This is a genomic window from Roseomonas gilardii, assembly GCF_001941945.1.
In the GTDB taxonomy this organism is placed as follows: Bacteria; Pseudomonadota; Alphaproteobacteria; order Acetobacterales; family Acetobacteraceae; genus Roseomonas.
The window spans coordinates 751953-772517 of record NZ_CP015583.1; the positions used below are offsets into that span (position 1 = coordinate 751953).

Here is a 20565-nt window from a genome sequence, read left to right on the forward strand (position 1 = left end):
CTAGGATGTTGTGATCGGATATCGCGCCATGATCGTTGGCTACGCCCGCACCTCCACCGCCGAACAAGACGCCGGTCTAGAAGCCCAGGAACGCGACCTCCGCGCCGCTGGGTGCGAGCGGCTGTTCTCCGAGAAGGTATCCTCGGGGGCAAAGCGGGATCGGCTGGAGGAGGCCGTACGCTTCATCCGCGAGGGGGATGTGCTGGTGGTCACGAAGCCGGATCGCTTGGCCCGCTCCACCGCCGACCTACTGACCATCGTGGAACAGCTTGAGGCCCGCAAGGTGGCGCTGCGCGTCCTCTCCATGGGCGGGCAGGAGGTGGACACCCGCAGCCCTACAGGGCGGCTCATGCTGACAATGCTGGGCGCCGTGGCCGAGTTCGAGCGCGCCTTGATGCTGGAACGCCAGCGGGAGGGCGTGGCCGCTGCCAAGGCCGAGGGAAAGTACAAGGGCCGCGCCCCGACTGCCCGCGCCAAGAGCGCCGAGGTGTTAGCCCTTCATGCCCAAGGGGTGGCGGCGGCCGAGGTCGCACGGCGTGTGGGGATCGGCGTGGCGTCGGTCTTTCGTATCCTCCGGGACCAGCGGGAAGCAGCGTAGCGGCAGGGACGTGCCTTCGATCCCCTGCGTTTTTCCCTGCCCCCCCTCGGCCTTACGAAATGGCAACGTTCTTGACACAACCTTGAATTGTATAGAGCCTGCCGAAGCAATCCTAGGAGGACATTATGGGGGCGGTGGGCGGTGTGTTTGGTCTCGTGATATGGATTGTTTTAGTTCTTGCCCAAGGGGCGGCCTTTTTCGAGGGGCTTGAGTTGTGGTGGGGAACTACTGGGTTCCTTGCATTCGGTGTCTTCGTAGTGGCAATCCTATTCAGGCCGCTTGGAACCCTATTCCTCTCTTGCGTAGCCTTTTACGGCATGTGGAAGGGCTGGCATTGGCCCTTCCTGGGCGCTGTGGCAGCGGCTTTCCCGGCTGTCCTTATGGCTTTTGTCGGGGCAGGAGGAGCGGGCATCCTGGCCCTTTTCGAGCGCATAAAGTCCGGGCTGCGAGCGACATAGCGCTTCGAACAGCAGTGGCGCGGCGCCAATTAACCAAGAGCAGGCAGCCTCACCGCCTCCACACATTCCCGTAGCGCTGTCACGAGGTCGCCACCGAAGTAAACACCGAGCGTCACGTCTGCCTTCGGCAGCTTGTGCCCTACAACCTGCTTCACCACCCGTTCCGGCCGGTTGGCCCGCAGGGCTTCGGTGATGAACCACCGCCGCCACGAGTGAAAGTTGACGCGCGACCGGCGCTGTCCTTCCGCTTTCTCATGCACTTTGAGTTTCACCCGAAAATTGTGGAAGCGGGCTGTGGCGTTGGTTGACCGCTTCCCGAATCGATTCGGTTCCCCGAATTCCGGAAACAACCACGTTGCCGCATCCTGGCCGCCGATCCGCCGTGCTACGATGGCGGCAAGATCAGGATGGATTGGGACCCTTCGGGTGGCTGCTGCGGTCTTCCCTCCACGCACGGTGAAGACATCCCCCTGACAGTGCCCAACGGTAAGCTGGCAAATCTCCTCCACCCGCATCCCACTTAGCGCTGCGACGCGCATGAGATCGGCCAAGCCGTCATCTGGAGCGTGCGCCAGGAGCGTTTGAACCTCTTTGGTGGTGAAGGCGCGTTCACTCTCCTCCCCATCCTGCACCACCTCGCGGGGCTTGGAGGGCGCTTGCCGGGGCCACGGGTTTGCTCCTTCAGCCACGATGCCGCGCCGCTCCATCCATTGCCAGTAGCCGGAGAGAGCGGAAGCAATGTCGCGGATGCGCGCCGCGCTCCGGCCCTTGTCATGGAGGGCAGTGACGTACTGCCCGGCAACGCGGCGGGTGATGCGCTCCACGCCGGAAGGGAAGCCGCTGCTATCCAGCCAAGCGCCCAAGGCCGCCACGTCGCTCCGGTACTGCGCCTTGGTGCGCTCGTGGCGCTGCCGCCCGCGTGGCCCCGGCTGCGCCAGCCAAGTTTCCATGTGGTGGGGCAAGGGGGTAGTCCGGCCCAGGGCGAGGTCCACAAAGTTCTCCGCGCGCTCCCACCCCTCACGACGCCCGATCTCATCATGCCGGGCCGCTACGGTGTCCGTGAGAACATCTGCGGCAAGCTCAGTGTCGGAGAGTTCCACCCGGCCTCCTTCGGCATCATCTCGAAAGACGTAGGCAGGGCGCCCGGAGGGATCACGGCGGAGGCTATCCAGATTGGCCCGGATCGCCAGCGCCTCCGCAGTGACGGGATCGGTGGCGGGGCTGCCGCGCCGTGCTGCGTCAATGCGCGCGTGGAGCGTCAGCAAAGCCGCCGCCAGTCGTGCCTTCGCCACATGCTTGTCGCGGGTGCCAAGCCCTTTCCGCAGCCGCTTCCGGCCCACCACAGCCTGTAGCGAAGGAGGAACGTCCACCACCGCCTCCCAGCTTTGGCGGCGCTGCTCAAGGTATCCAGAAACCTTCGCCACCCCTCGCGGCTCCCCTCACGTTTCACCCCTCACGATGGCTATGAAGCGAAGCGAAAGCAATAGCTTCAGTATGTTGGGCGGATGGAGTGGCGAGTTCTACTCGCGCTGATCCTGCGGCCCCTTCCGGGACCCTGTCGAACGCCGCCCCTGGGGACGAACCCCCGGGGGCGGCGTTTCTCGTTTCTGGGCTATGCTGTGCGTCTTCCCGGGAGAATCGCCTGTGCCGAGTGAGCAGACCCGCCGTGTCCTGGCCCTGATCCTGCCGCTGCTGCAGATCGTCGTGGGGCTTCTGCCGCTGGTGGGGGTGGGGACCTCCATGGCGGTGGTATCCGGGAGCAGCCAGACCCCGGTGGTGCCGGCCTCCTATGCCTTTCCGATCATGTGGACGGTGCTCTTCGCCCTGTCGCTGGCTTATGGCGTCTGGCAGATCCTGCCGATGAATCACGCGGACCCCCTGCTGAGCCGTGTCGGCTGGCCGCTGGTCGGGGTCTTCGCGCTGAACACGCTGTGGGAGGCGGTGGCGCAGTTCTCGGGGCGGAACGGCTTCTTCCTGGTGGCGATCATGCTGCTGAACGTGGTCTGCGCGCTGGCGGCCTTCTTTCTGGCGCGGCGTGGGGTCGAGCCGTCGCGCAGCGGGCGCTGGCTGGTGCTGCCGTTGACCGGGCTGATGGCGGGCTGGCTGACGGCGGCCTGCTTCGCGAACATCTCCGGCGCCGCGCGGGTGGCGGGGATCATCCCGGTGGAAGGGATGGTGGCCACGGTGGCGGCGGTGTTGCTGCTGCTGGCGGCCGGGGGCTTCGCCGCGGCGGTGGTCTGGGCCGCGAAGGGCAGTGTCTGGTATCTGGGCGGCGTCGGCTGGGCGCTGGTGGCCGTGGTGGTGGCCAATCTGGGGGCGAACCAGCTGGATGTGCTGGCGGCGCTGGCGGCCGCGGTGATGCTGGCCCTGGTGGCGGGCGTGGCCTGGACGCGGCGTGTGCCGGGGCGGCGGGGAAAGCAGTTCGGCGCCTGAGGGCTGAAGGGCGCCGGGAGGCAAGCGGTTGCGTTGTGAGGGCGGGGTGCCCGTGCCGTCGGGTGAAGCCGGTGCGGCGGAGCCGGAACGTCCTGCCGGGCCGGCTCGGAGATTGGCGGGACGGGCGGCATTCGGACAAAAGAAACCCCGGCGAGGGCGGGCCCTGCCGGGGTTTTCCTTGGCGCCGGGCGTGTGCCCGGTTGGCGGAGGGGGCTCAGCCGGCCCTCTCAGGCCGCCTGCCCGGTGGGGATGTTCTTGTCCTGGAGCAGGGTCTGGAGCTCGCCGGACTGGAACATCTCCATGATGATGTCGCAACCGCCGACGAACTCGCCCTGGACGTAGAGCTGGGGGATGGTCGGCCAGTTGGTGAAGGTCTTGATGCCTTCACGCAGTTCAGGGTCGGCCAGGACGTTCACGCCCCTGAAGGGCACGCCGACGTGGCTGAGGATCTGCACCACGCGGGCGGAGAAGCCGCATTGCGGGAAGGCCGGGGTGCCCTTCATGTAGAGGACCACCGGGTTCTCGGTGATCTCCTGCTGGATGCGGGCGCTGACGTCGCTCATCGGGGTTCCTTTCAATCGGGGGCGGAGGTCTGCAGGGCGAGGGCGTGGAGTTCGCCCCCCATGCGGCCCCGCAGCGCGGCGTAGACGAGCTGGTGCTGCTGGACGCGGGACTTGCCGCGAAAGGCCTCGGACACGACGGTGGCGGCGTAGTGGTCGCCGTCGCCCGCCAGGTCCTCGATGGTCACGCGGGCGTCCGGGATGGCGGCGCGGATCAGCGCCTCGATCTCGGCTTGCTCCATGGCCATGGGTCAGTTCCCCTCCATCAGTGCGGGCAGGGTAGCCTCGTTGGCGGCCCGCAGCGAAGCCACCGATATGGCGGTGCCGTCGGGGAGAACCAAGTCCTTCTCGCCCGTCTCCCCCAGGATCGTGGCGGGGATGCCGGCGGCCTGGGCGGCGGCGAGGAGGGCCTGTGCGTCGGCGGTGGCGACCACGTAGCGGGACTGGTCCTCGCCGAACCAGAAGGCGTGGGCGGGGATGGAGCCCGCCACGTCCCGGAGGCGGAGGCCGGTGCCGGTCTCCATCAGCATTTCCGCGATCGTAACCAGGAGGCCGCCATCGGCGCAGTCATGGGCGGCCTGGATGCGGCCTTCGGTGATCTGGGCGCGGAGGAAGTCGCCGGTGCGGCGCTCGGTGGCGAGGTCCACGGGCGGGGGGGCGCCGTCCTCGCGGCCCGCGATCTCCCGCAGCCAGAGGGACTGGCCCAGGTGGCCGGTGGTGGCGCCCAGGAGGACTAGGGTAGCGTTGGCGGGGGCGCCGAGGCGGGTGGCCTTCGCCACGTCCTCCAGCACGCCCACGGCGCCGATGGCGGGGGTGGGGAGGATGGGGCGGCCCTCGGTCTCGTTGTAGAGGGAGACGTTGCCGCTCACGACCGGGAAGTCCAGCGCCTTGCAGGCGGCGGCCATGCCGCGGACGGCGCTGGCGAACTGGCCCATGATCTCCGGCTTCTCGGGGTTGCCGAAGTTCATGTTGTCGGTGATCGCGAGGGGGAGGGCGCCGGTCGCGGTGAGGTTGCGCCAAGCCTCGGCCACGGCCTGGGTGCCGCCCATCTCCGGATCGGCCAGGACGTAGCGCGGGGTGCAGTCGGTGGTGATGGCGAGCGCGCGGGTGCCCTCGCCCACGCGGACCACCGCCGCATCGGCGGCGCCGGGGCGGCGGGTGGTGTTGCCGCCGACGGTGGCGTCGTACTGGTCCCAGATCCAGCGGCGGGAGCAGAGGTCCGGGCTGGCGACGAGAGTCTGCAGCGCCTCGCCGATGGTGGTGGGGTTGGGGATGTCGGCCGGGGCCAGAACGGGCTGCTTCGGCGTTTCGGCGGTGGGGCGGCGGTAGAGGGGGGCCTCGGATTCCAGGGGGGCGAGGGGGATGTCGGCCTCGACCTGGCCCTTGTGCCTGACCACGATGCGGCCGGTGTCGGTGATGTGGCCGACGACGGCGAAGTCCAGCTCCCACTTGCGGAAGATGGCTTCGGCGATGTGCTCGGCGCCGGGGCGGAGGACGATCAGCATGCGCTCCTGCGATTCGGAGAGCATCATCTCGTAGGCGGTCATGCCGTCCTCGCGCTGCGGGACGTTGTCGAGGATCATCTCGATCCCCACGCCGCCCTTGCCGGCCATTTCGACGCCGGAGGAGGTGAGGCCGGCGGCGCCCATGTCCTGGATCGCGACGATGGCGTCGGTGGCCATGAGTTCGAGGCAGGCCTCGATCAGCAGCTTCTCCGCGAAGGGGTCGCCGATCTGGACGGTGGGGCGTTTTTCCTCGCTGTCCGCGTTGAATTCCGCGCTGGACATGGTGGCGCCGTGGATGCCGTCGCGGCCGGTCTTGCTGCCGACATAGACCACGGGGTTGCCGATGCCGGCGGCGGCGGAGAGGAAGATGCGGTCCTTCGGCGCGATGCCCACGGTCATGGCGTTGACCAGGGGGTTGCCGTCGTAGCGGGGGTGGAAGTTCACCTCTCCGCCCACCGTGGGCACGCCGACGCAGTTGCCGTAGCCGCCGATGCCGCGAACGACGCCGTCGAGGACACGCTTCGTGACCGGGTTGCTCGGCGAGCCGAAGCGGAGGGCGTTGAGGTTGGCGATGGGGCGGGCGCCCATGGTGAAGACGTCGCGCAGGATGCCGCCCACGCCGGTCGCCGCACCCTGGTAGGGCTCGATGAAGCTCGGGTGGTTGTGGGATTCCATCTTGAAGATGGCGGCCAGCCCCTCGCCGATGTCGATGACGCCGGCATTCTCGCCCGGGCCGTGGATGACCCAGGGGGCCTTGGTCGGCAGCTCCTTCAGCCAGACGCGGCTGGATTTGTAGGAGCAGTGTTCCGACCACATCACCGAGAAGATCCCGAGCTCGGTCATGGAGGGCTGGCGGCCGAGGATGGCGAGGACACGCTCGAACTCATCCGGCTTCAGGCCGAATTCCGCGGCGAGCTGCTTGGCGCGATCCGCCTCCAGTTGGGCGGGCGCGAGGGGGGCGGGGCTGGACATGTTCGCCTTGTGGGAAGGCGCGGGCGCGATGTCCAGGGGTTCGCGCATCGGGGGAGGGTTGCCGGGACGGGTGCTCATGGCCAGGCGTGGCGGAGGCGGTTTGGGAGGCGGGCGCGGCCGCCGGCGGTGCGGTGGAGGGCGGCGAGGGTTTTCAGCCAGTTCCGGTAGGCGGTGATTGTGCCATAGCGCGTTGGAAAGGGCGGGATTTTCGTCCGGCGCAGGGTTTCGGACAAATCCGGGTCGGGGAGGAGCCAGGGCGGGCCGGGGAGGGCGGAGCGGAGGCCGAGGCGGCGGGCGAGGAGGATGAGGCGCAGGCCGAGGATGCGGTAGGCGCGGCGGGCGGCGCGGCAGATGCGATGCTCGATGGCGCGGAGGGGGTGGCTGGGGTGGGTTTCGGCCAGGAGGGTGAGGAGGCGGGACCAGAGGCCGTTATGGGTGAGGCGGCGGAAGTAGCGGGAGATGGTGGCGGGGTTGCCGTAGTGGGGCGGGAGGGCGCGCCAGGGGTCGGGGGTGAGAGCGAGGTGGAAGATGGCGTCCATGCGGAGGCGGAGATCGGCGATGGGGCGGCCAGCGGGTGAGCGCGGGAGGATGTGGGGGAGGAGGGCGAGCCACTCGTCGTCGGTGAGGGGGCGGAAGGGTTGGGGTGGGGAGAAGCGGGAGGGGTGGCGCATGGGTGGGAGTGTAGCATGGGGGTGGGAAATAGGCAAGTTTTCCTAATTCTATATGCCGAAAACTGAGAAACACCTCAATACTGGTTGATGATAGACAAACTGTGATTCTATATCATAATTGCGTATTGTATCGATCGCCAAAGACTATGGCTGCATTGTTTTGCATAGAAATTTTCCGGACATAAATCGGAGAAAGCATGATAAATTTCGAAATCTTGTTGACTTCTGGAGATAAAATAAACTTGCCCCTGGAGGCAGGGCAGTTGACATTAATTATTGGGCCAAATGGGGCTGGAAAGTCATCGTTAGTAGATGAAATTAACAACGCATTTAGCTCAAGTCATGAAGTAGAAAGATTTTCTGGATATAGGCAAATACACTTCAATGGAGATGATATTGATCAAATAGGGCAAGGAATGGAAACTTTTTCAAACAACATCCGTATAGGGTCAAATAGATATCAGAATCATATGAGTGAACAGCATTTAAAGTCTGTTATGAAGAGGATTATGAACAAGCAGACGGAAGCCGCAACAGCAGCTTTAGGCTGTATTGAAAGTGGTATGACACTTGCCCAGGCAAATCAAAAGCACCCACAGCCAATTGTTACTATTAATGAGATATTCGTGGCGGCAAAATTGCCGGTTAAACTAACTGTCGATACAGTGGGCCTTCGAGCGTCACGAGATGGTGAAATCTATAACATTAGTCAATTATCTGATGGCGAGCGGGCAGCTTTGCTCTTAGCTGGAGCAACTGTAATTAGGCCGGAAAGTACATTTCTCATCATAGATGAGCCGGAAAGGCATCTCAATCCGAGCATATCGGGTCCGCTGATCGCAGCCGCTGTACGATCTCGCCCCGATGTGGGGTTTATTTTTTCAACTCATGATTTACAGTTAATAGAATGGCTTACGGTTAATCATTTAGTGTATGTTAAGAATTCTAAAATTACGGCTACCATGCCAGAAAAAAGGAAATATGATGCATTTAATGTAGATTTTAACGCCGAAATTACGGACGACTTGCGGCAGGCAATTTTGGGTAGTCGTCGCGCGTTGCTGTTAGTTGAGGGCCAAATGTCATCGGAGGATAAAGCCCTCTATGGTATGATATATCCTGGGTGGACTGTGAAGGAACAGGGTGGTTGGGATTCTGTTGTCAGCAGTGTTCGATCTCTGAGAAAAAATAGACGCTATCACTGGATTGAAGTTGCGGGATTGATTGATTCTGATGGAAAGAATGATAAAGAGAAAGAAGAATACCAAAAAGATCAAATTTACTCTCTTCCGACACCAACGATAGAAAATTTATTCTTTGACCGAATTGTGGTGCAGCAGATGGCCGAGGCAATTTATGAGTTGCACGGTGGTGCGTCAGTCAGCGAAAGGCTAGAAATAATTAAAGGCCAAATAAAAATTCTTCTAGACGAAAATAAAGAAGACATTCTGCTTAAGCAGTTGGTTTGGGCTGTAAATAGAGAATTATCATCACGAAAGGTATCGATGAAATCCGTTCGTGCTGGGCAAAGCGAAATTCATGGCATTAACATAGAGGAAATTAGATGTTCCATCGATTTAGCTCTGTGCGAACAGTTGAAGGAAGAGGATGTATTCAAAATCATTGCTGCTATACCGATAAAAAATACAAAATTGCCTGCAGGTATTGCTCAGGCTTTAGGTTTTAATGGATATAAGGAGTATGCTAATTCAATTCTAACACAAATGCAGCGAAAATCGGAAAGAGGTCGGTTAATAGTGGAGTCGCTAGCAAAAAGATTGCCCATTTTGCCCGCTTTGTAGAGGAGCGAATGTATTAAACTGAGGTGCAGGAACCTCAGAGTCCTGCTGGGGTGCAGGGGCAGAGCCCCTGCGCTGCGACGTTCGGCCAATCAGGCCCCGACCAGGGTTTCCGCGATGCTGTGGGACAGCGGTTGGCCGGCCTCGCCGCCGTGAGGGAGTCCGTGTAATTCTCAAGGTAAGGCATCATGCCGAGGATGCGGAGGTCGGAGATAGGGGTCTAGTGATGCATGTGGACTTCGAGAGCTACCAGGAACGCCCAGGCAAGAAGCGTGATAGTGGCGAGCGGTAGTAGGAGAGATTGGTAGCTGAGCGGCCTCAGCGGCCAGCGGAACGAAGCGGCGCGGAAGATCACGAAGGTCGCGGCTCCGAAGAGCAAATTGATGGTCAGGTTGAAACCATCATTCTCGGCGATGTTCAAAGGGATCACTGCGATCGGAAACGCCGCGATGATTGCCAGCAGCCGGGGCGGAAGCAGGATGAGGAGTAGAGGAAGGCTGAACTCCTCCATTCCCGAACATCGTATGATGCTCGGATCAAAGAGGTAAGAGCGAGACGGGCAGGCTGAATTGTCGATGAAGAGAAGCTGGAGCAGGACGCCCAGGAGATTTCCCAGCGTCACATAGAGCAAAAGCCAGCCCGATGCCGCCTGGAACCAGGTGTGTGAACGGGGTGGTTTGCCGCCGGACATGAGCGCCCACTCACGGGAGGTGCAGGAACCTCAGGTTCCTGCCGGGGTGCAGGGGCAGGGCCCCTGCGATGCGACGCCCGAACCTCAGGCCCCGACCAGGGTTTCCGCGATGCTCTGGAAGAGGGGTAGGCCGTCCTCGCCGCCGGTGAGGGGGTCCGCGTAGTTCTCGGGGTGGGGCATCATGCCGAGGATGCGGAGGTTGGGGGAGAGGATGCCGGCGATGTCGCGGACGGCACCGTTGCGGTTGCGGTCGGCGTAGCGGAAGGCGACGAGGCCCTCGCCCTCCAGCCGGTCCAGCGTCGTGTCATCGGCGAAGTAGTTGCCGTCGCCGTGGGCCATGGGGGCGCGGAAGGTTTCGCCCTGCTGCCAGCGCGCGGTGTAGGGGGTGCCGGCGCGTTCGACGCGCAGGACGCAGTCCATGGAGAGGAAGCGGAGGCCGGCGTTGCGGAGGAGGGCGCCGGGGAGGAGGCCGGCCTCGGTGAGGATCTGGAAGCCGTTGCAGACGCCGAGGACGTGGCCGCCTTTGGCCGCGAAGTCCTTGATGGACTGCATGATGGGGGACTGGGCGGCCATGGCGCCGCAGCGGAGGTAGTCGCCGTGGGAGAAGCCGCCGGGGAGGACGACGAGGTCGAGGCCCGGGGGGAGGGCGTGCTCGCCATGCCAGAGCATCAGGGGCTCGCGGCCCGAGGCGCGCCTGAGGGCGAGGGCCATGTCGCGCTCGCGGTTGGTGCCGGGGAAGACGACGATGGCGGCCTTCATGGGGGGTGCCTTTCCGTGGAGGTCAGTTCTGCCAGAGCTTCAGGTAGTGCAGGCCGCCCATCAGGACGATGGTGAGGCAGGCGGCGATGGCGGCGGCGGTGACCCAGCGGTCGAGGGTGCGCTTGCCTTCCCGGAGGAGGGAGGGGCGGCGGGCGCGGCGGGGCCGTGCCGTGGGCTGGGGCGGCGGGGCGGGGGGGTAGTGGCGTTCCCGCCAGCGCAGGGTCATGGCGACGAGGACGGTGAGGCCCAGCATGAGGAGGAGGGAGGCCTTGATCATGCGCGCGGGGCCCCTCCGGGTGGGTGGGGGCGCGGCATGGGTAAGGTTCCCTCCGCCGGAATCACGCGGGGGAGACCTCGACGCGGAAGCTCTCGATGACGGTGTTGGCGAGGAGCTTGCGGGCCATGTCCTCGGCCTGGGCCTTCGCCTTGTCCGGGTCGGTCTCGGTCAGGTCGAGCTCGATGACCTTGCCGGCGCGGACGTCGTGGACGGCGTCGTAGCCCAGGTTGGCGAGGGCATGGGCGATGGCCTTGCCCTGGGGATCGAGGACGCCCTGCTTGGGCATGACGGTCACGCGGGCTTTCACGGGGTGGGGTCTCCCAGGGAGTAAGCGGTGGGGCGGGTGAGGGCCTGGCGGGGCCGTCACTGCATCAGTTCGGGGCCCTTGAGGTCGCGGACGCCGGCTTCGGGGAGGATGCCGAGGCGGCGGGCGACTTCCTGGTAGCCTTCCTCGACCTTGCCGAGGTCGCGGCGGAAGCGGTCCTTGTCCATCTTCTCGCCGGTCTTGCTGTCCCAGAGGCGGCAGTTGTCGGGGGAGATCTCGTCGGCGAGGACGATGCGGACCTCCTCGTTCTCGTAGAAGCGGCCGAATTCGAGCTTGAGGTCCACGAGGACGATGCCGATGCCGAGGAAGAGGCCGGTGAGGAAGTCGTTCACGCGCAGGGCGAGCTGGACCATGTCGTCCAGGTCCTGGGTGGAGGCCCAGCCGAAGCAGGTGATGTGCTCCTCGCTGACCATGGGGTCCTGGAGGGCGTCGTTCTTGTAGTAGTACTCGATGATCGAGCGGGGGAGGCGCTGGCCTTCCTGGATGCCGAGGCGTGTGGAGAGGGAGCCGGCGGCGACGTTGCGGACCACCAGTTCGAGGGGGATGATCTCGACCTCCCGGATCAGCTGCTCGCGCATGTTCAGGCGGCGGATGAAGTGGGTGGGGATGCCGATGTCGGAGAGGCGCGTCATCAGGTATTCGCTGATGCGGTTGTTGAGCACGCCCTTGCCGGTGATGACGCCCTTCTTGGCGCCGTTGGCGGCGGAGGCGTCATCCTTGAAGTACTGGACGAGGGTGCCCGGTTCCGGACCTTCGAAGAGGATCTTCGCCTTGCCTTCGTAGAGTTGCCGCCGTCGGGCCATCGTCAATCGTCGTCCAGAAATCCGTCGTGGCCGCCGGACCCTGGGTCGTGGGACCGGGGGTCGGGCAGCCTGTGGCGGGTGGGTATAGCAGGGGGTGGGGGGTTCTTCCACCGCCCAGGGTGTGCCGGCTGACCCGCGTGGCCGTGAGGGCGGTTGGCCCCTTGGGTGACCTGCCGGGTCGTGTCCCGCGCCACGGTCCGGGCGGCGGGCGCGGTTGCCGCGTGAACGGGCCTTATCACGTTTCGGAAGGGGGGCTGTCAACGGAAGCGGTGCTGGGCCGTTAACCCGGGCACAGGCGGACGGGCCGGATGCCCGGTCGGACAACGCCGCAGATGGACGAGGAGAGAGCGCATGCGGAACAGTCTCATGGGTGGCATCGGTGGCTTCGCGGTGGCGGCGGGGCTGATGCTGGGAGCGGTGGGGTTCGTGCCGGCGGCGATGGCACAGAGCCAGACGGGGGCCAGCCAGCAGGGCACGATCGGGACGCCGACAATGCCGGGCGGCGGCGGGTCCACCATGGCGCAGGGTACGCCCGGGGCCACGCCGGGAACGGCGCCCGGGACGGGGACGGCGGCACCGATGACCGCGCCGCGGCCGGCGGGCGAGGCGGGTTCGCGGCCGCAGGCCTCGGGGACGCCGGTGACGACGACGCCTGAGGCCGGGGCGAACAGCTTCACGGAAGGGCAGGCGCGGAGCCGGATCGAGGCGGCGGGTTATTCGCAGGTCTCGGAGCTGAAGAAGGACGATGCGGGCGTCTGGCGCGGGAAGGCCACGCGGAACGGGCAGACCGTGGATGTGGGACTGGATTTCCGCGGCAACGTGGTGATGGGCACCGCTTCCGTCGCGCGCTGATGGCTGACCCTTGCGGCTCCCTCAGGGGAGGACCGCAGGGGCGGAGCGCGCGGATCATGCAAGAACGATACGAGAGGAACGCGAATCATGGCTATGCGGACCATTACCCGGCTGTTCGACACCCACGACCATGCGCTGGCGGCAGTGCGGGATCTGGAGGCGGTGGGTTTCCGGCATGAGGATGTGAGCATCCTCGCCAACAATACCGAGGGACGTTACGGCACGACCTCCACGGCGGCCGGGACGACCACGGAGACCACCACGGACACGGCGGAGAACAGCGAGTCCGGGGCCGGGGTCGGCGCCACGCTGGGGACGGTGCTGGGCGGTGGCGCGGGGCTCGCGGCCGGACTCGGGGCGCTGGCGATCCCGGGCGTGGGCCCGGTGGTCGCGGCGGGCTGGCTGGTGGCGACGCTGACCGGCGCGGGGGCGGGTGCGGCGGCCGGCGGGTTGCTGGGCGCGCTGACCGGGGCCGGGGTGAGCGAGAACGAGGCCGGGACCTATGCCGAGGGCGTGCGGCGGGGCGGGACGCTGGTGACGGTGCGGAGCGAGGATGCGCGCATCGACGAGGCGGAGCGCATCCTGGCCAGCCATGGGCCGGTGGATGCCGCCACGCGCGAGGCGGATTACCGGGCCGGCGGCTGGGCCGGATACCGGGATGATGACGACCTGAACACGTTGGAGGCTGGGCGGGGCACGGCCTCGGCGCCGGATGGCGCGCCGGGGAACCCACCCGGGACGGCGGCGACGCGGGCGGCGGATCGCGCGGCGGGCACCAATCTGAGCGGGGCCTATCCCGGGCAGTCGGACGGTACGCCGGAGAACCCGAAGGGCACGATGGCCAGCCGGGGCTTCGACAAGGTCACGGGCGCGAATACCAGCGGGACCAACCCGACCGGGACGGGGCGCTAAGGCCTGTCCGCCGGGGCTCGCCCGGTTGAGGGTGTGAGGATGGGGGCGGACGGTTGGGTCCGCCCCTTTTCCATGTGACGCTGCGGGCGGGCGGGCTCCGGCAGCGCGATAAGCCGGGGATTTCGTGGCCGGCGTAGCGAGGATCGAGGGACCCGTGGTGCCAGGCGGCACCGCGGGTCCTTTCGTGTCAGGCGCCTTCGCTGGCGAAGACGCGGGCCAGGGTGTCCTGGATGTGGCGGAAGTCCTTGGCCGGGTCCATGGCGGCGTCGAGCGTCGCGGCGTCGAGGGTGGCGGAGACTTCGGGGTCGGCCAGGAGCTCATCGCGGAAGGAGCGGCCATTGGGGGTGCCCAGGGCGGTCCAGGTGGCCATGGCGGCGCGCTGGACGGCGGCATAGGAGGCCTCGCGGCTCATGCCGGCCTGGGTGAGGGCGAGCAGAACCTTCTGGCTGTGGACCACGCCGCCCAGGGCTTCGAGGTTGCGCTTCATCTGCTCGGGATAGACGGTCAGCTTGTCCATCATCGAGGTGGCGCGGGCCAGGGCGAAGTCCAGCGTGATGGTGGCGTCGGGGCCGATGAAGCGCTCGACGCTGCTGTGGCTGATGTCGCGCTCGTGCCAGAGGGCGACATTCTCCAGCGCCGGGGTGGCGTAGCCGCGGATGACGCGGGCGAGGCCGGTGAGGTTCTCGCTCAGCACCGGGTTGCGCTTGTGGGGCATCGCGGAGGAGCCCTTCTGGCCGGGGTGGAAGTATTCCTCGGCCTCCCGCACCTCGGAGCGCTGGAGGTGGCGGACCTCGGTGGCCAAACGTTCGATGGCGCTGGCGGTGATGGCCAGGGCGCAGAAGAAAGCGGCGTGGCGGTCGCGCGGGATCACCTGGGTGGAGACGGGCTCGGCACGCAGGCCGAGGCGGCTGGCGACGAAGGCCTCCACGCGCGGATCGACCGAGGCGAAGGTGCCGACGGGGCCGGAGATGGCGCAGGTCGCGACCTCGTCACGGGCGGCGGCGAGGCGCCTGCGGCAGCGGGCGAATTCCGCCCAGTGGCCGGCGAGCTTGATGCCGAAGGTCGTGGGCTCGGCATGGATGCCGTGGCTGCGGCCGATGGTGGGGGTGAGGGCGTGTTCCTCGGCCCGGCGGCGGAGCGCGGCGAGGAGGGCGTCCATGTCGGCCAGGAGCAGGTCGGCGGCGCGGGTGAGCTGCACGTTCAGGCAGGTGTCGAGCACGTCCGAGGAGGTCATGCCCTGGTGCATGAAGCGGGCCTCGGGGCCGATGCCCTCGCCCAGCCAGGTGAGGAAGGCGATGACGTCGTGGCGGGTGACGCGCTCGATCTCGTCGATGCGGCCGACATCGGCGTCGGTGATGTCGGCGGTGCGCCGGTCGCCCTTTTCCCGGATCACGCGCGCGGCCTCGGCCGGGATGGTGCCGAGGTTGCCCATGGCCTCGGCCGCCAGGGCCTCGATCTCGAACCAGATCTTGTAGCGGGTCGCGGGCGACCAGATCGCGGTCATCTCGGGGCGGGCGTAGCGCGGGACCATGGGGGGGACCTCTCTGAACGGCGCGGTCCCCCTCGCGCGCGGGGGGCGGGTTCGTCAAGGGAAAGCGGTGCGGGGCTGGGGTGCGGGGGCTGGGCGAGCCTTGGCGGGGAGGCCTGCCGCCTTCGGGACGGGCTGCCCCCCCCCCCCGGACTGGGACCGGAACCGGGACCTGGGGGGGGCGGCCCGCTGGCCGTGGGGCGGTGCCTATTCCGGCATGGTCTCGCCGGAACCGCCGAAATCGATCGGGAAGTCCCGCAGCTTCGGCAGGCCGTCGCGCATCGGCAGGACCGTCTCGGCGTAGTTCACATGCACCATCGGGTCGAAGGGCAGGTCCGGGATCGTCGCGGCGAAGACGTCCACCATGTGCAGGGGCGGGTGGCGGGCCATCAGGTGGCCGCCGCAGAGGCGGCAGTACTGCCGCTCGCTCATCGGGGTCTTGGCATAGGTGGCCACGTGCTCGCCGCCCTTGGCCACCTGCACGGCTTCGGGCGGCCAGAGGCTGAAGGCGTTGACCGGCCCGCCCGACCAGGACCGGCAGGAACGGCAGTGGCAGTAGCCCATCGCGTTGGGTTCGCCGGTGACGGTGATCTCGACGGCGCCGCAGAAGCAGGCGCCGGCATAGGATGTGGCCATGGCGTTTCCTCCTGATGTTTCGATTTCATTATGAGTTGCCGCCCGATCCTCCCGGAAGGCAAGGGAAATGCGGCCAGGCCAGTCTCCCGCAGGGGCGGGAGGAGCGTGCTGCCGTCCGGCGGAAGGACGGGGTTCGCGGTGATCGCGGCTGGGTCCGCCCCGCACTCCGCACAAGGCAGGCAAAACCAGATCGTGCAGGCTTGAGGGCCGACGCGGCAGTTTCTTGCGCTACAAAGGCATGACAAGCAACGAAGTCATAAGAGCTGGTGTCCATGACCATCCCCGCCATCCGAGTGACCCGCACCCTGGCGCCGAAGCAGCGCCCCGACGATGCCGACCTGACCTTCGGCAAGGTCATGACCGACCACATGTTCCTGATGGACTACGAGGAGGGGAAAGGCTGGCACGACCCGCGCATCGTTCCCTATGGCCCGCTCAACATGGACCCCGCGACCTCGGTCCTGCATTACGGGCAGACGGTGTTCGACGGGCTGAAGGCCTTTCGCGGCCAGGACGGGACGGTGCGCCTGTTCCGTGCGCAGCGGCATGCCGAGCGGCTGAACAGGTCCTGCGCCGCGCTCTGCATCCCGCCGATGGACCCGGAGCTGATCCGCCGCTCCTTCGAGGCGCTGGTGGCGGTGGACCATGACTGGGTGCCGCACCGGGCGGGGACCTCGCTCTATATCCGGCCGACGGTGGTGGCGACGGAGGTGCAGCTCGGCGTGCATCCGGCGCACCGGCTCACCTACTTCGTGATCTGCTCACCGGTCGGCGCCTATTACAAGGAAGGCGTGAAGCCGGTGAAGATCCTGGCCACGGACAAGTATGTCCGCGCCGTGCGCGGCGGGCTGGGCGAGGCCAAGACGGCGGCCAACTACGCGGCCTCCCTCGCCGCCGCGCAGGATGCCGAGGCGCAGGGCTATACCCAGGTGCTGTGGCTGGATGGCGTGGAGCGGCGCTACCTCGACGAGGTGGGCACCATGAACATCATGGTGAAGATCGGCGACGAGGTGATCACCCCGCCGCTGGCTGGCACCATCCTGGACGGCGTGACGCGGAACTCCATCCTGACCCTGCTGCGCGACTGGGGCGTGAAGGCCAGCGAGCGGCCGATCACCATCGACGAGGTGATGCAGGCCGGGCGCGACGGCACGCTGAAGGAGATGTGGGGCACGGGCACCGCCGCCGTGGTCTCGCCGGTCGGCCTGCTGGGCTACAAGGGCGAGAAGATCACCATCAATGGCGGCGAGACCGGGCCGCTGACGCAGAAGCTGTACGAGGCGATCGTGGCGATCCAGTACGGCACCGCGCCGGATGCCCATGGCTGGACGAGCGAGGTGAAGGTGCCGGCGGAGGCGTCGTAAGGCGCTCCGGTTCGGGCGTTGCGCTGTTCCGGGGGGAAGGCGCTGCCTTCGCCCCCGGACCCCCCATCCGCCAGGACGCTGCGCGCCCTGGACCCGGTTCGTTGGCGCTTGCCGCGGCCGGATCTCGCCGGAGAGCCATGCTCTCCGGCGGGCTGCCGGCGCCGCGAGTGCGGGCAGGGTGTTTTTCTGTTTTCGGGGCCTCATTGATCCACCTGCGCTCAGGGATCAGGCCCGGGACCGGCCTTGCCGCGGAGTACCGGCGAAAGGCGGGGTCTGGGGAGGCGGCGCCTCCCCAGGGAGCCGCTCAGCGCCAGCCGAGGGCGGGGGCGACCTGCTTCAGGATGCCCTCGATGACATGGGCGCAGTATTCGACGCCGAGCTGGTTGGGGATGGTCAGCAGCAGGGTGTCGGCCTCGGCGATGGCCTCGTCCTCGCGGAGCTGGGCGATCAGGGCCTCGGGCTCGGCGGTGTAGCCGCGGCCGAAGATGGCACGGGTGCTGTCGCCGAGAAGGCCGACCTGGTCCTGCTCCTTGCCGCCACGGCCGAAATACTCGCGGTCCCGGTCGTCGAGCAGGGGGAAGATGCTGCGGCTGACGGAGACGCGCGGGGCGCGGTCGTGGCCGGCCTCCTTCCAGGCCTCGCGGTAGAGGCGGATCTGCTTCGCCTGCTGGATGTGGAAGGGCTCGCCGGTCTCGTCATCCTTGAGGGTGGAACTCTGCAGGTTCATGCCGAGCTTCGCCGCCCAGACGGCCGTGGCGTTGGAGCCGGAACCCCACCAGATGCGCTCGCGCAGCCCCTCGGAATAGGGCTCCAGCCGCAGCAGGCCGGGCGGGTTGGGGAACATCGGGCGCGGGTTGGGGCGGGCGAAGCCCTGGCCCTTCAGCACCTCCAGGAAGACCTCGGCATGGCGGCGGCCCAGATCGGCATCCGTCTCGCCCTCGGCGGGGACGTAGCCGAAGTGGCGCCAGCCATCGATCACCTGCTCGGGCGAGCCGCGGCTGAGGCCGAGCTGGAGGCGGCCGTCGGAGATGAGGTCGGCGGCGCCGGCATCCTCCGCCATGTAGAGCGGGTTCTCGTAGCGCATGTCGATGACGGCGGTGCCGAGCTCGATCGTCTTCGTCCGCGCGCCCATGGCGGCGAGGAGCGGGAAGGGCGAGGCGAGCTGGCGGGCGAAATGGTGGACGCGGATATAGGCGCCGTCCGTGCCCAGTTCCTCGGCCGCGACGGCGAGGTCGATGGTCTGGTGCATGACGTCGGCGGCGCTGCGGGTGCCGGAATGCGGCGAGGGCGTCCAATGGCCGAAGGAGAGGAAGCCGATCTTCTTCATGGATTTCAGGGGTCCGGTGGGGCGGCGGAGCGGCCCCTTGCGCGAGGGTGGTCGGGAGGCGCCGGCCTGGGGAGCCTCGCCTGTCGCGGGGGATATGGTGCGGGTGCGGGCGGATGGTCATCATCGCGGGTGATGACCGTCATGGCGTGCTTCCGGACGCTGCCATCCTGGAGCGGAGCCCCGCGCCCCGCCGAGGAGACCTGAGGCCGGATCGCGAAGGTTCCGGCTTTCGCGGCCGCGTATTGGTACGCCGGATCGGTGGGTGGCCGATCGTTCCTTGTGATCACGAATTCTTGAGGAATGTGGAGCAGGCTTCCTTCCGGAGCTTCGGTGTCCGGGTGCGCCGGAGGCTTTCTTTCTGTCGATAAGGTCTTCTCATGTCACTGAACTTCCTGCGCGGGCTGACGATCCGCGCGCGCATCCTCATGGCGTTCGGCTGCGTACTTCTTTGCACGCTGATCCTGGGCGGCTTCGCCCTGAAGCAGATAGGGGAGGTGGCCCAGGTCGCGGCCGAGATCCGCGGCAACTGGCTGCCTTCGGTGCGCTACCTCGGCCAACTGGCCAGCAACAGCGAGCGGCTGCGCGGGGCCCAGAGCTCGCTCTTCCTGGCCCGGGACGAGGAGAACAAGAAGACCTTCCTGGAGGGGGGCCAGGCTGCCATGGAGGCAGCCAACGCCGCGCTGGAAGCCTACAGGCCCCTGGTCACGCCGGGCGAGGGGGCCATGCTCGCGACGCAGGTGATGGAGGACTGGAAGCAGGTCCTGCGGGCCCGCGACGAGTTCCTGACGCTCAAGCAGCGTGGCGACGGGGTGGCGCTGTCCGCGCTGCTGGAGGGGCCGGTCTCCCAGACCGCCCAGCAGCTGCGGACGTCCCTGGCCAAGCTGATCGAGGTGAACCGGCGTGGCGGGGAGGCGGCCTCGGTCTTGGCGGCGGAGGCGGAGCACACCGCCCGGATCGGAATCGCCGCCTCCGCCGCGCTGGCGGTGCTGCTGTGCCTGGGCTGCGGCTTTTCGATCGTGCGCGGCGTGTCGCGTCCGGTGAGGGACATGACCACCGCCATGGAGCGGTTGGCCGGGCATGACCTGTCCGTGACGATCCCGGGCCTGGAGCGCCAGGACGAGATCGGCGGCATGGCGCGCGCCGTGGCGGTGTTCCGCGACAGCATGCAGACGGCGGACCGGCTGGCGGCCGAGCAGGCGGCCGAGCACCAGGCGAGGGAGCAGAGGGCGGAGCGGATCGAGCGCCTCGTGCAGGGTTTCGAGACCCGTGCCGGCGGCATGGTCGGCGTGCTGTCCGCCGCCGCGACCGAGCTGGAGGCGACCGCGCGCGGCATGCGTGCCACGGCCGAGCAGACCAACCATCAGGCCAGCGAGGTGAGCGGTGCCGCCGAGCAGGCGGGGCAGGGCGTGCAGACGGTGGCGGCCGCGGCCGAGGAGCTCGCCACCTCGATCCAGGAGATCAGCCGCCAAGTATCGCAGGCCGCCGGGGTGACCAACAAGGCGGTGGACGAGGCCCGGCGCACCAATGAGACGGTGCGGCTGCTGGCCGAAGGGGCTGCGCGGATCGGCGAGGTGGTGGGGCTGATCAGCAGCATCGCGGGCCAGACAAACCTGTTGGCGCTGAACGCCACGATCGAGGCGGCGCGGGCGGGCGAGGCCGGCAAGGGCTTCGCTGTCGTCGCCTCGGAGGTGAAGGCGCTGGCGGCCCAGACGGCGCGGGCGACGGAGGAGATCGGCGCGCAGATCGGCCAGATCCAGCAGGCCACCTCCGGTGCGGTGGTGGCGATCCAGAACATCGCCGCGACGATCGAGGAGGTGAGCGCGATCACGGTCACCATCGCCTCCGCGGTGGAGGAGCAGAGCGCGGCCACGGGTGAGATCTCGCGGACGGTGAACCAGACCGCGTTGGCGACGGATGCGGTCGGACGCAACATCGTCGAGGTCAGTCGAGGAGCGAGCGACACCGGGGCGGCGGCGACGCAGGTGCTGGGGGCCGCGGGCGATCTGTCGAAGCAGTCGGAGCAACTGACCCACGAGGTGCACGAGTTCACCACGGGGGTGAGGGCCGCCTGATCCCCTGGCAGCTCCCCTGGCGG

General features: G+C 67.0%; 20 protein-coding genes. 7 read left to right on the plus strand and 13 right to left on the minus strand.

What is annotated here, in order from left to right; genetic code table 11:
* The first annotated feature begins 28 nt into the window (after positions 1–28).
* Entirely contained in the window at positions 29–598 is a 570-nt protein-coding gene (locus RGI145_RS03310; protein ID WP_075797225.1) for a recombinase family protein, read from the plus strand.
* A 487-nt stretch (positions 599–1085) separates the two neighbouring features.
* On the opposite strand, the gene RGI145_RS03315 is transcribed toward RGI145_RS03310, so the two are convergent.
* The gene (locus tag RGI145_RS03315; protein ID WP_156878417.1) at positions 1086–2480 is read right to left on the minus strand and encodes a tyrosine-type recombinase/integrase; all 1395 of its coding nucleotides are present in this window, start codon (positions 2478–2480) and stop codon (positions 1086–1088) included.
* Between the two features lie 220 nt (positions 2481–2700).
* On the opposite strand from RGI145_RS03315, the gene RGI145_RS03320 reads away from it, so the two are divergent.
* On the plus strand, positions 2701–3489 hold the full coding sequence (locus RGI145_RS03320) for a hypothetical protein (protein ID WP_083670341.1): 789 nt from the start codon (positions 2701–2703) through the stop codon (positions 3487–3489).
* Between the two features lie 227 nt (positions 3490–3716).
* Here RGI145_RS03320 and grxD read toward each other — a convergent pair whose 3' ends face one another.
* The 4 genes from grxD to RGI145_RS03340 form a co-directional block, all read right to left on the minus strand.
* On the minus strand, positions 3717–4052 hold the full coding sequence (gene grxD / locus RGI145_RS03325; RefSeq protein WP_075797228.1) for a Grx4 family monothiol glutaredoxin: 336 nt from the start codon (positions 4050–4052) through the stop codon (positions 3717–3719).
* Positions 4053–4063: 11 nt separating this feature from the next.
* On the minus strand, positions 4064–4297 hold the full coding sequence (locus RGI145_RS03330; protein WP_019459690.1) for a BolA family protein: 234 nt from the start codon (positions 4295–4297) through the stop codon (positions 4064–4066).
* A 3-nt stretch (positions 4298–4300) separates the two neighbouring features.
* Complete coding sequence (gene purL / locus RGI145_RS03335) at positions 4301–6526, minus strand: phosphoribosylformylglycinamidine synthase subunit PurL (RefSeq protein ID WP_075799793.1); 2226 nt, start codon at positions 6524–6526, stop codon at positions 4301–4303.
* A gap of 74 nt (positions 6527–6600) precedes the next feature.
* Positions 6601–7197: an IS5/IS1182 family transposase gene (locus tag RGI145_RS03340; protein WP_075797229.1), complete on the minus strand. Its 597-nt coding sequence runs from the start codon at positions 7195–7197 to the stop codon at positions 6601–6603.
* 197 nt (positions 7198–7394) lie between these two features.
* Here RGI145_RS03340 and RGI145_RS24625 point away from each other — a divergent pair, with 197 nt between their 5' ends.
* Positions 7395–8999, plus strand: coding sequence for an AAA family ATPase (locus RGI145_RS24625; protein WP_083671034.1), 1605 nt, complete (start codon positions 7395–7397; stop codon positions 8997–8999).
* A gap of 217 nt (positions 9000–9216) precedes the next feature.
* Here the strand turns inward: RGI145_RS24625 and RGI145_RS24910 are convergent, their stop codons facing one another.
* From RGI145_RS24910 to purC, 5 genes are all read right to left on the minus strand, one after another.
* Complete coding sequence (locus RGI145_RS24910; RefSeq protein ID WP_156878418.1) at positions 9217–9687, minus strand: hypothetical protein; 471 nt, start codon at positions 9685–9687, stop codon at positions 9217–9219.
* 84 nt (positions 9688–9771) lie between these two features.
* Positions 9772–10446 carry a phosphoribosylformylglycinamidine synthase subunit PurQ gene (purQ, locus tag RGI145_RS03355; RefSeq protein WP_075797231.1) on the minus strand — a complete coding sequence of 225 codons (675 nt, stop codon included), beginning with the start codon at positions 10444–10446 and terminating at the stop codon, positions 9772–9774.
* A 22-nt stretch (positions 10447–10468) separates the two neighbouring features.
* Entirely contained in the window at positions 10469–10723 is a 255-nt protein-coding gene (locus RGI145_RS03360) for a hypothetical protein (RefSeq protein ID WP_075797232.1), read from the minus strand.
* A gap of 61 nt (positions 10724–10784) precedes the next feature.
* Positions 10785–11030 (minus strand): phosphoribosylformylglycinamidine synthase subunit PurS, encoded by a 246-nt coding sequence (gene purS, locus RGI145_RS03365; RefSeq protein ID WP_026033446.1) that lies wholly within the window; start codon positions 11028–11030, stop codon positions 10785–10787.
* Between the two features lie 56 nt (positions 11031–11086).
* Positions 11087–11851, minus strand: coding sequence for a phosphoribosylaminoimidazolesuccinocarboxamide synthase (gene purC, locus RGI145_RS03370; RefSeq protein ID WP_027281123.1), 765 nt, complete (start codon positions 11849–11851; stop codon positions 11087–11089).
* 351 nt (positions 11852–12202) lie between these two features.
* Here purC and RGI145_RS03375 point away from each other — a divergent pair, with 351 nt between their 5' ends.
* Positions 12203–12703, plus strand: a complete 501-nt coding sequence (locus RGI145_RS03375; RefSeq protein ID WP_083670343.1) for a PepSY domain-containing protein — start codon at positions 12203–12205, stop codon at positions 12701–12703.
* Between the two features lie 87 nt (positions 12704–12790).
* Complete coding sequence (locus RGI145_RS25550; RefSeq protein ID WP_208863918.1) at positions 12791–13615, plus strand: hypothetical protein; 825 nt, start codon at positions 12791–12793, stop codon at positions 13613–13615.
* A 187-nt stretch (positions 13616–13802) separates the two neighbouring features.
* Here the strand turns inward: RGI145_RS25550 and purB are convergent, their stop codons facing one another.
* On the minus strand, positions 13803–15146 hold the full coding sequence (gene purB, locus RGI145_RS03385) for an adenylosuccinate lyase (protein WP_075797234.1): 1344 nt from the start codon (positions 15144–15146) through the stop codon (positions 13803–13805).
* Between the two features lie 204 nt (positions 15147–15350).
* A complete protein-coding gene (locus RGI145_RS03390; RefSeq protein ID WP_075797235.1) occupies positions 15351–15779 on the minus strand; it encodes a GFA family protein in 429 nt (142 codons plus the stop codon).
* A gap of 272 nt (positions 15780–16051) precedes the next feature.
* On the opposite strand from RGI145_RS03390, the gene RGI145_RS03395 reads away from it, so the two are divergent.
* Entirely contained in the window at positions 16052–17143 is a 1092-nt protein-coding gene (locus RGI145_RS03395) for a branched-chain amino acid aminotransferase (protein WP_075797236.1), read from the plus strand.
* 304 nt (positions 17144–17447) lie between these two features.
* On the opposite strand, the gene RGI145_RS03400 is transcribed toward RGI145_RS03395, so the two are convergent.
* Positions 17448–18470 (minus strand): LLM class flavin-dependent oxidoreductase, encoded by a 1023-nt coding sequence (locus tag RGI145_RS03400; protein ID WP_075797237.1) that lies wholly within the window; start codon positions 18468–18470, stop codon positions 17448–17450.
* Positions 18471–18847: 377 nt separating this feature from the next.
* Between RGI145_RS03400 and RGI145_RS03405 the strand changes: the two genes are divergently transcribed.
* Positions 18848–20542, plus strand: coding sequence for a HAMP domain-containing methyl-accepting chemotaxis protein (locus RGI145_RS03405; RefSeq protein ID WP_075797238.1), 1695 nt, complete (start codon positions 18848–18850; stop codon positions 20540–20542).
* The last annotated feature ends 23 nt before the right edge of the window (positions 20543–20565 follow it).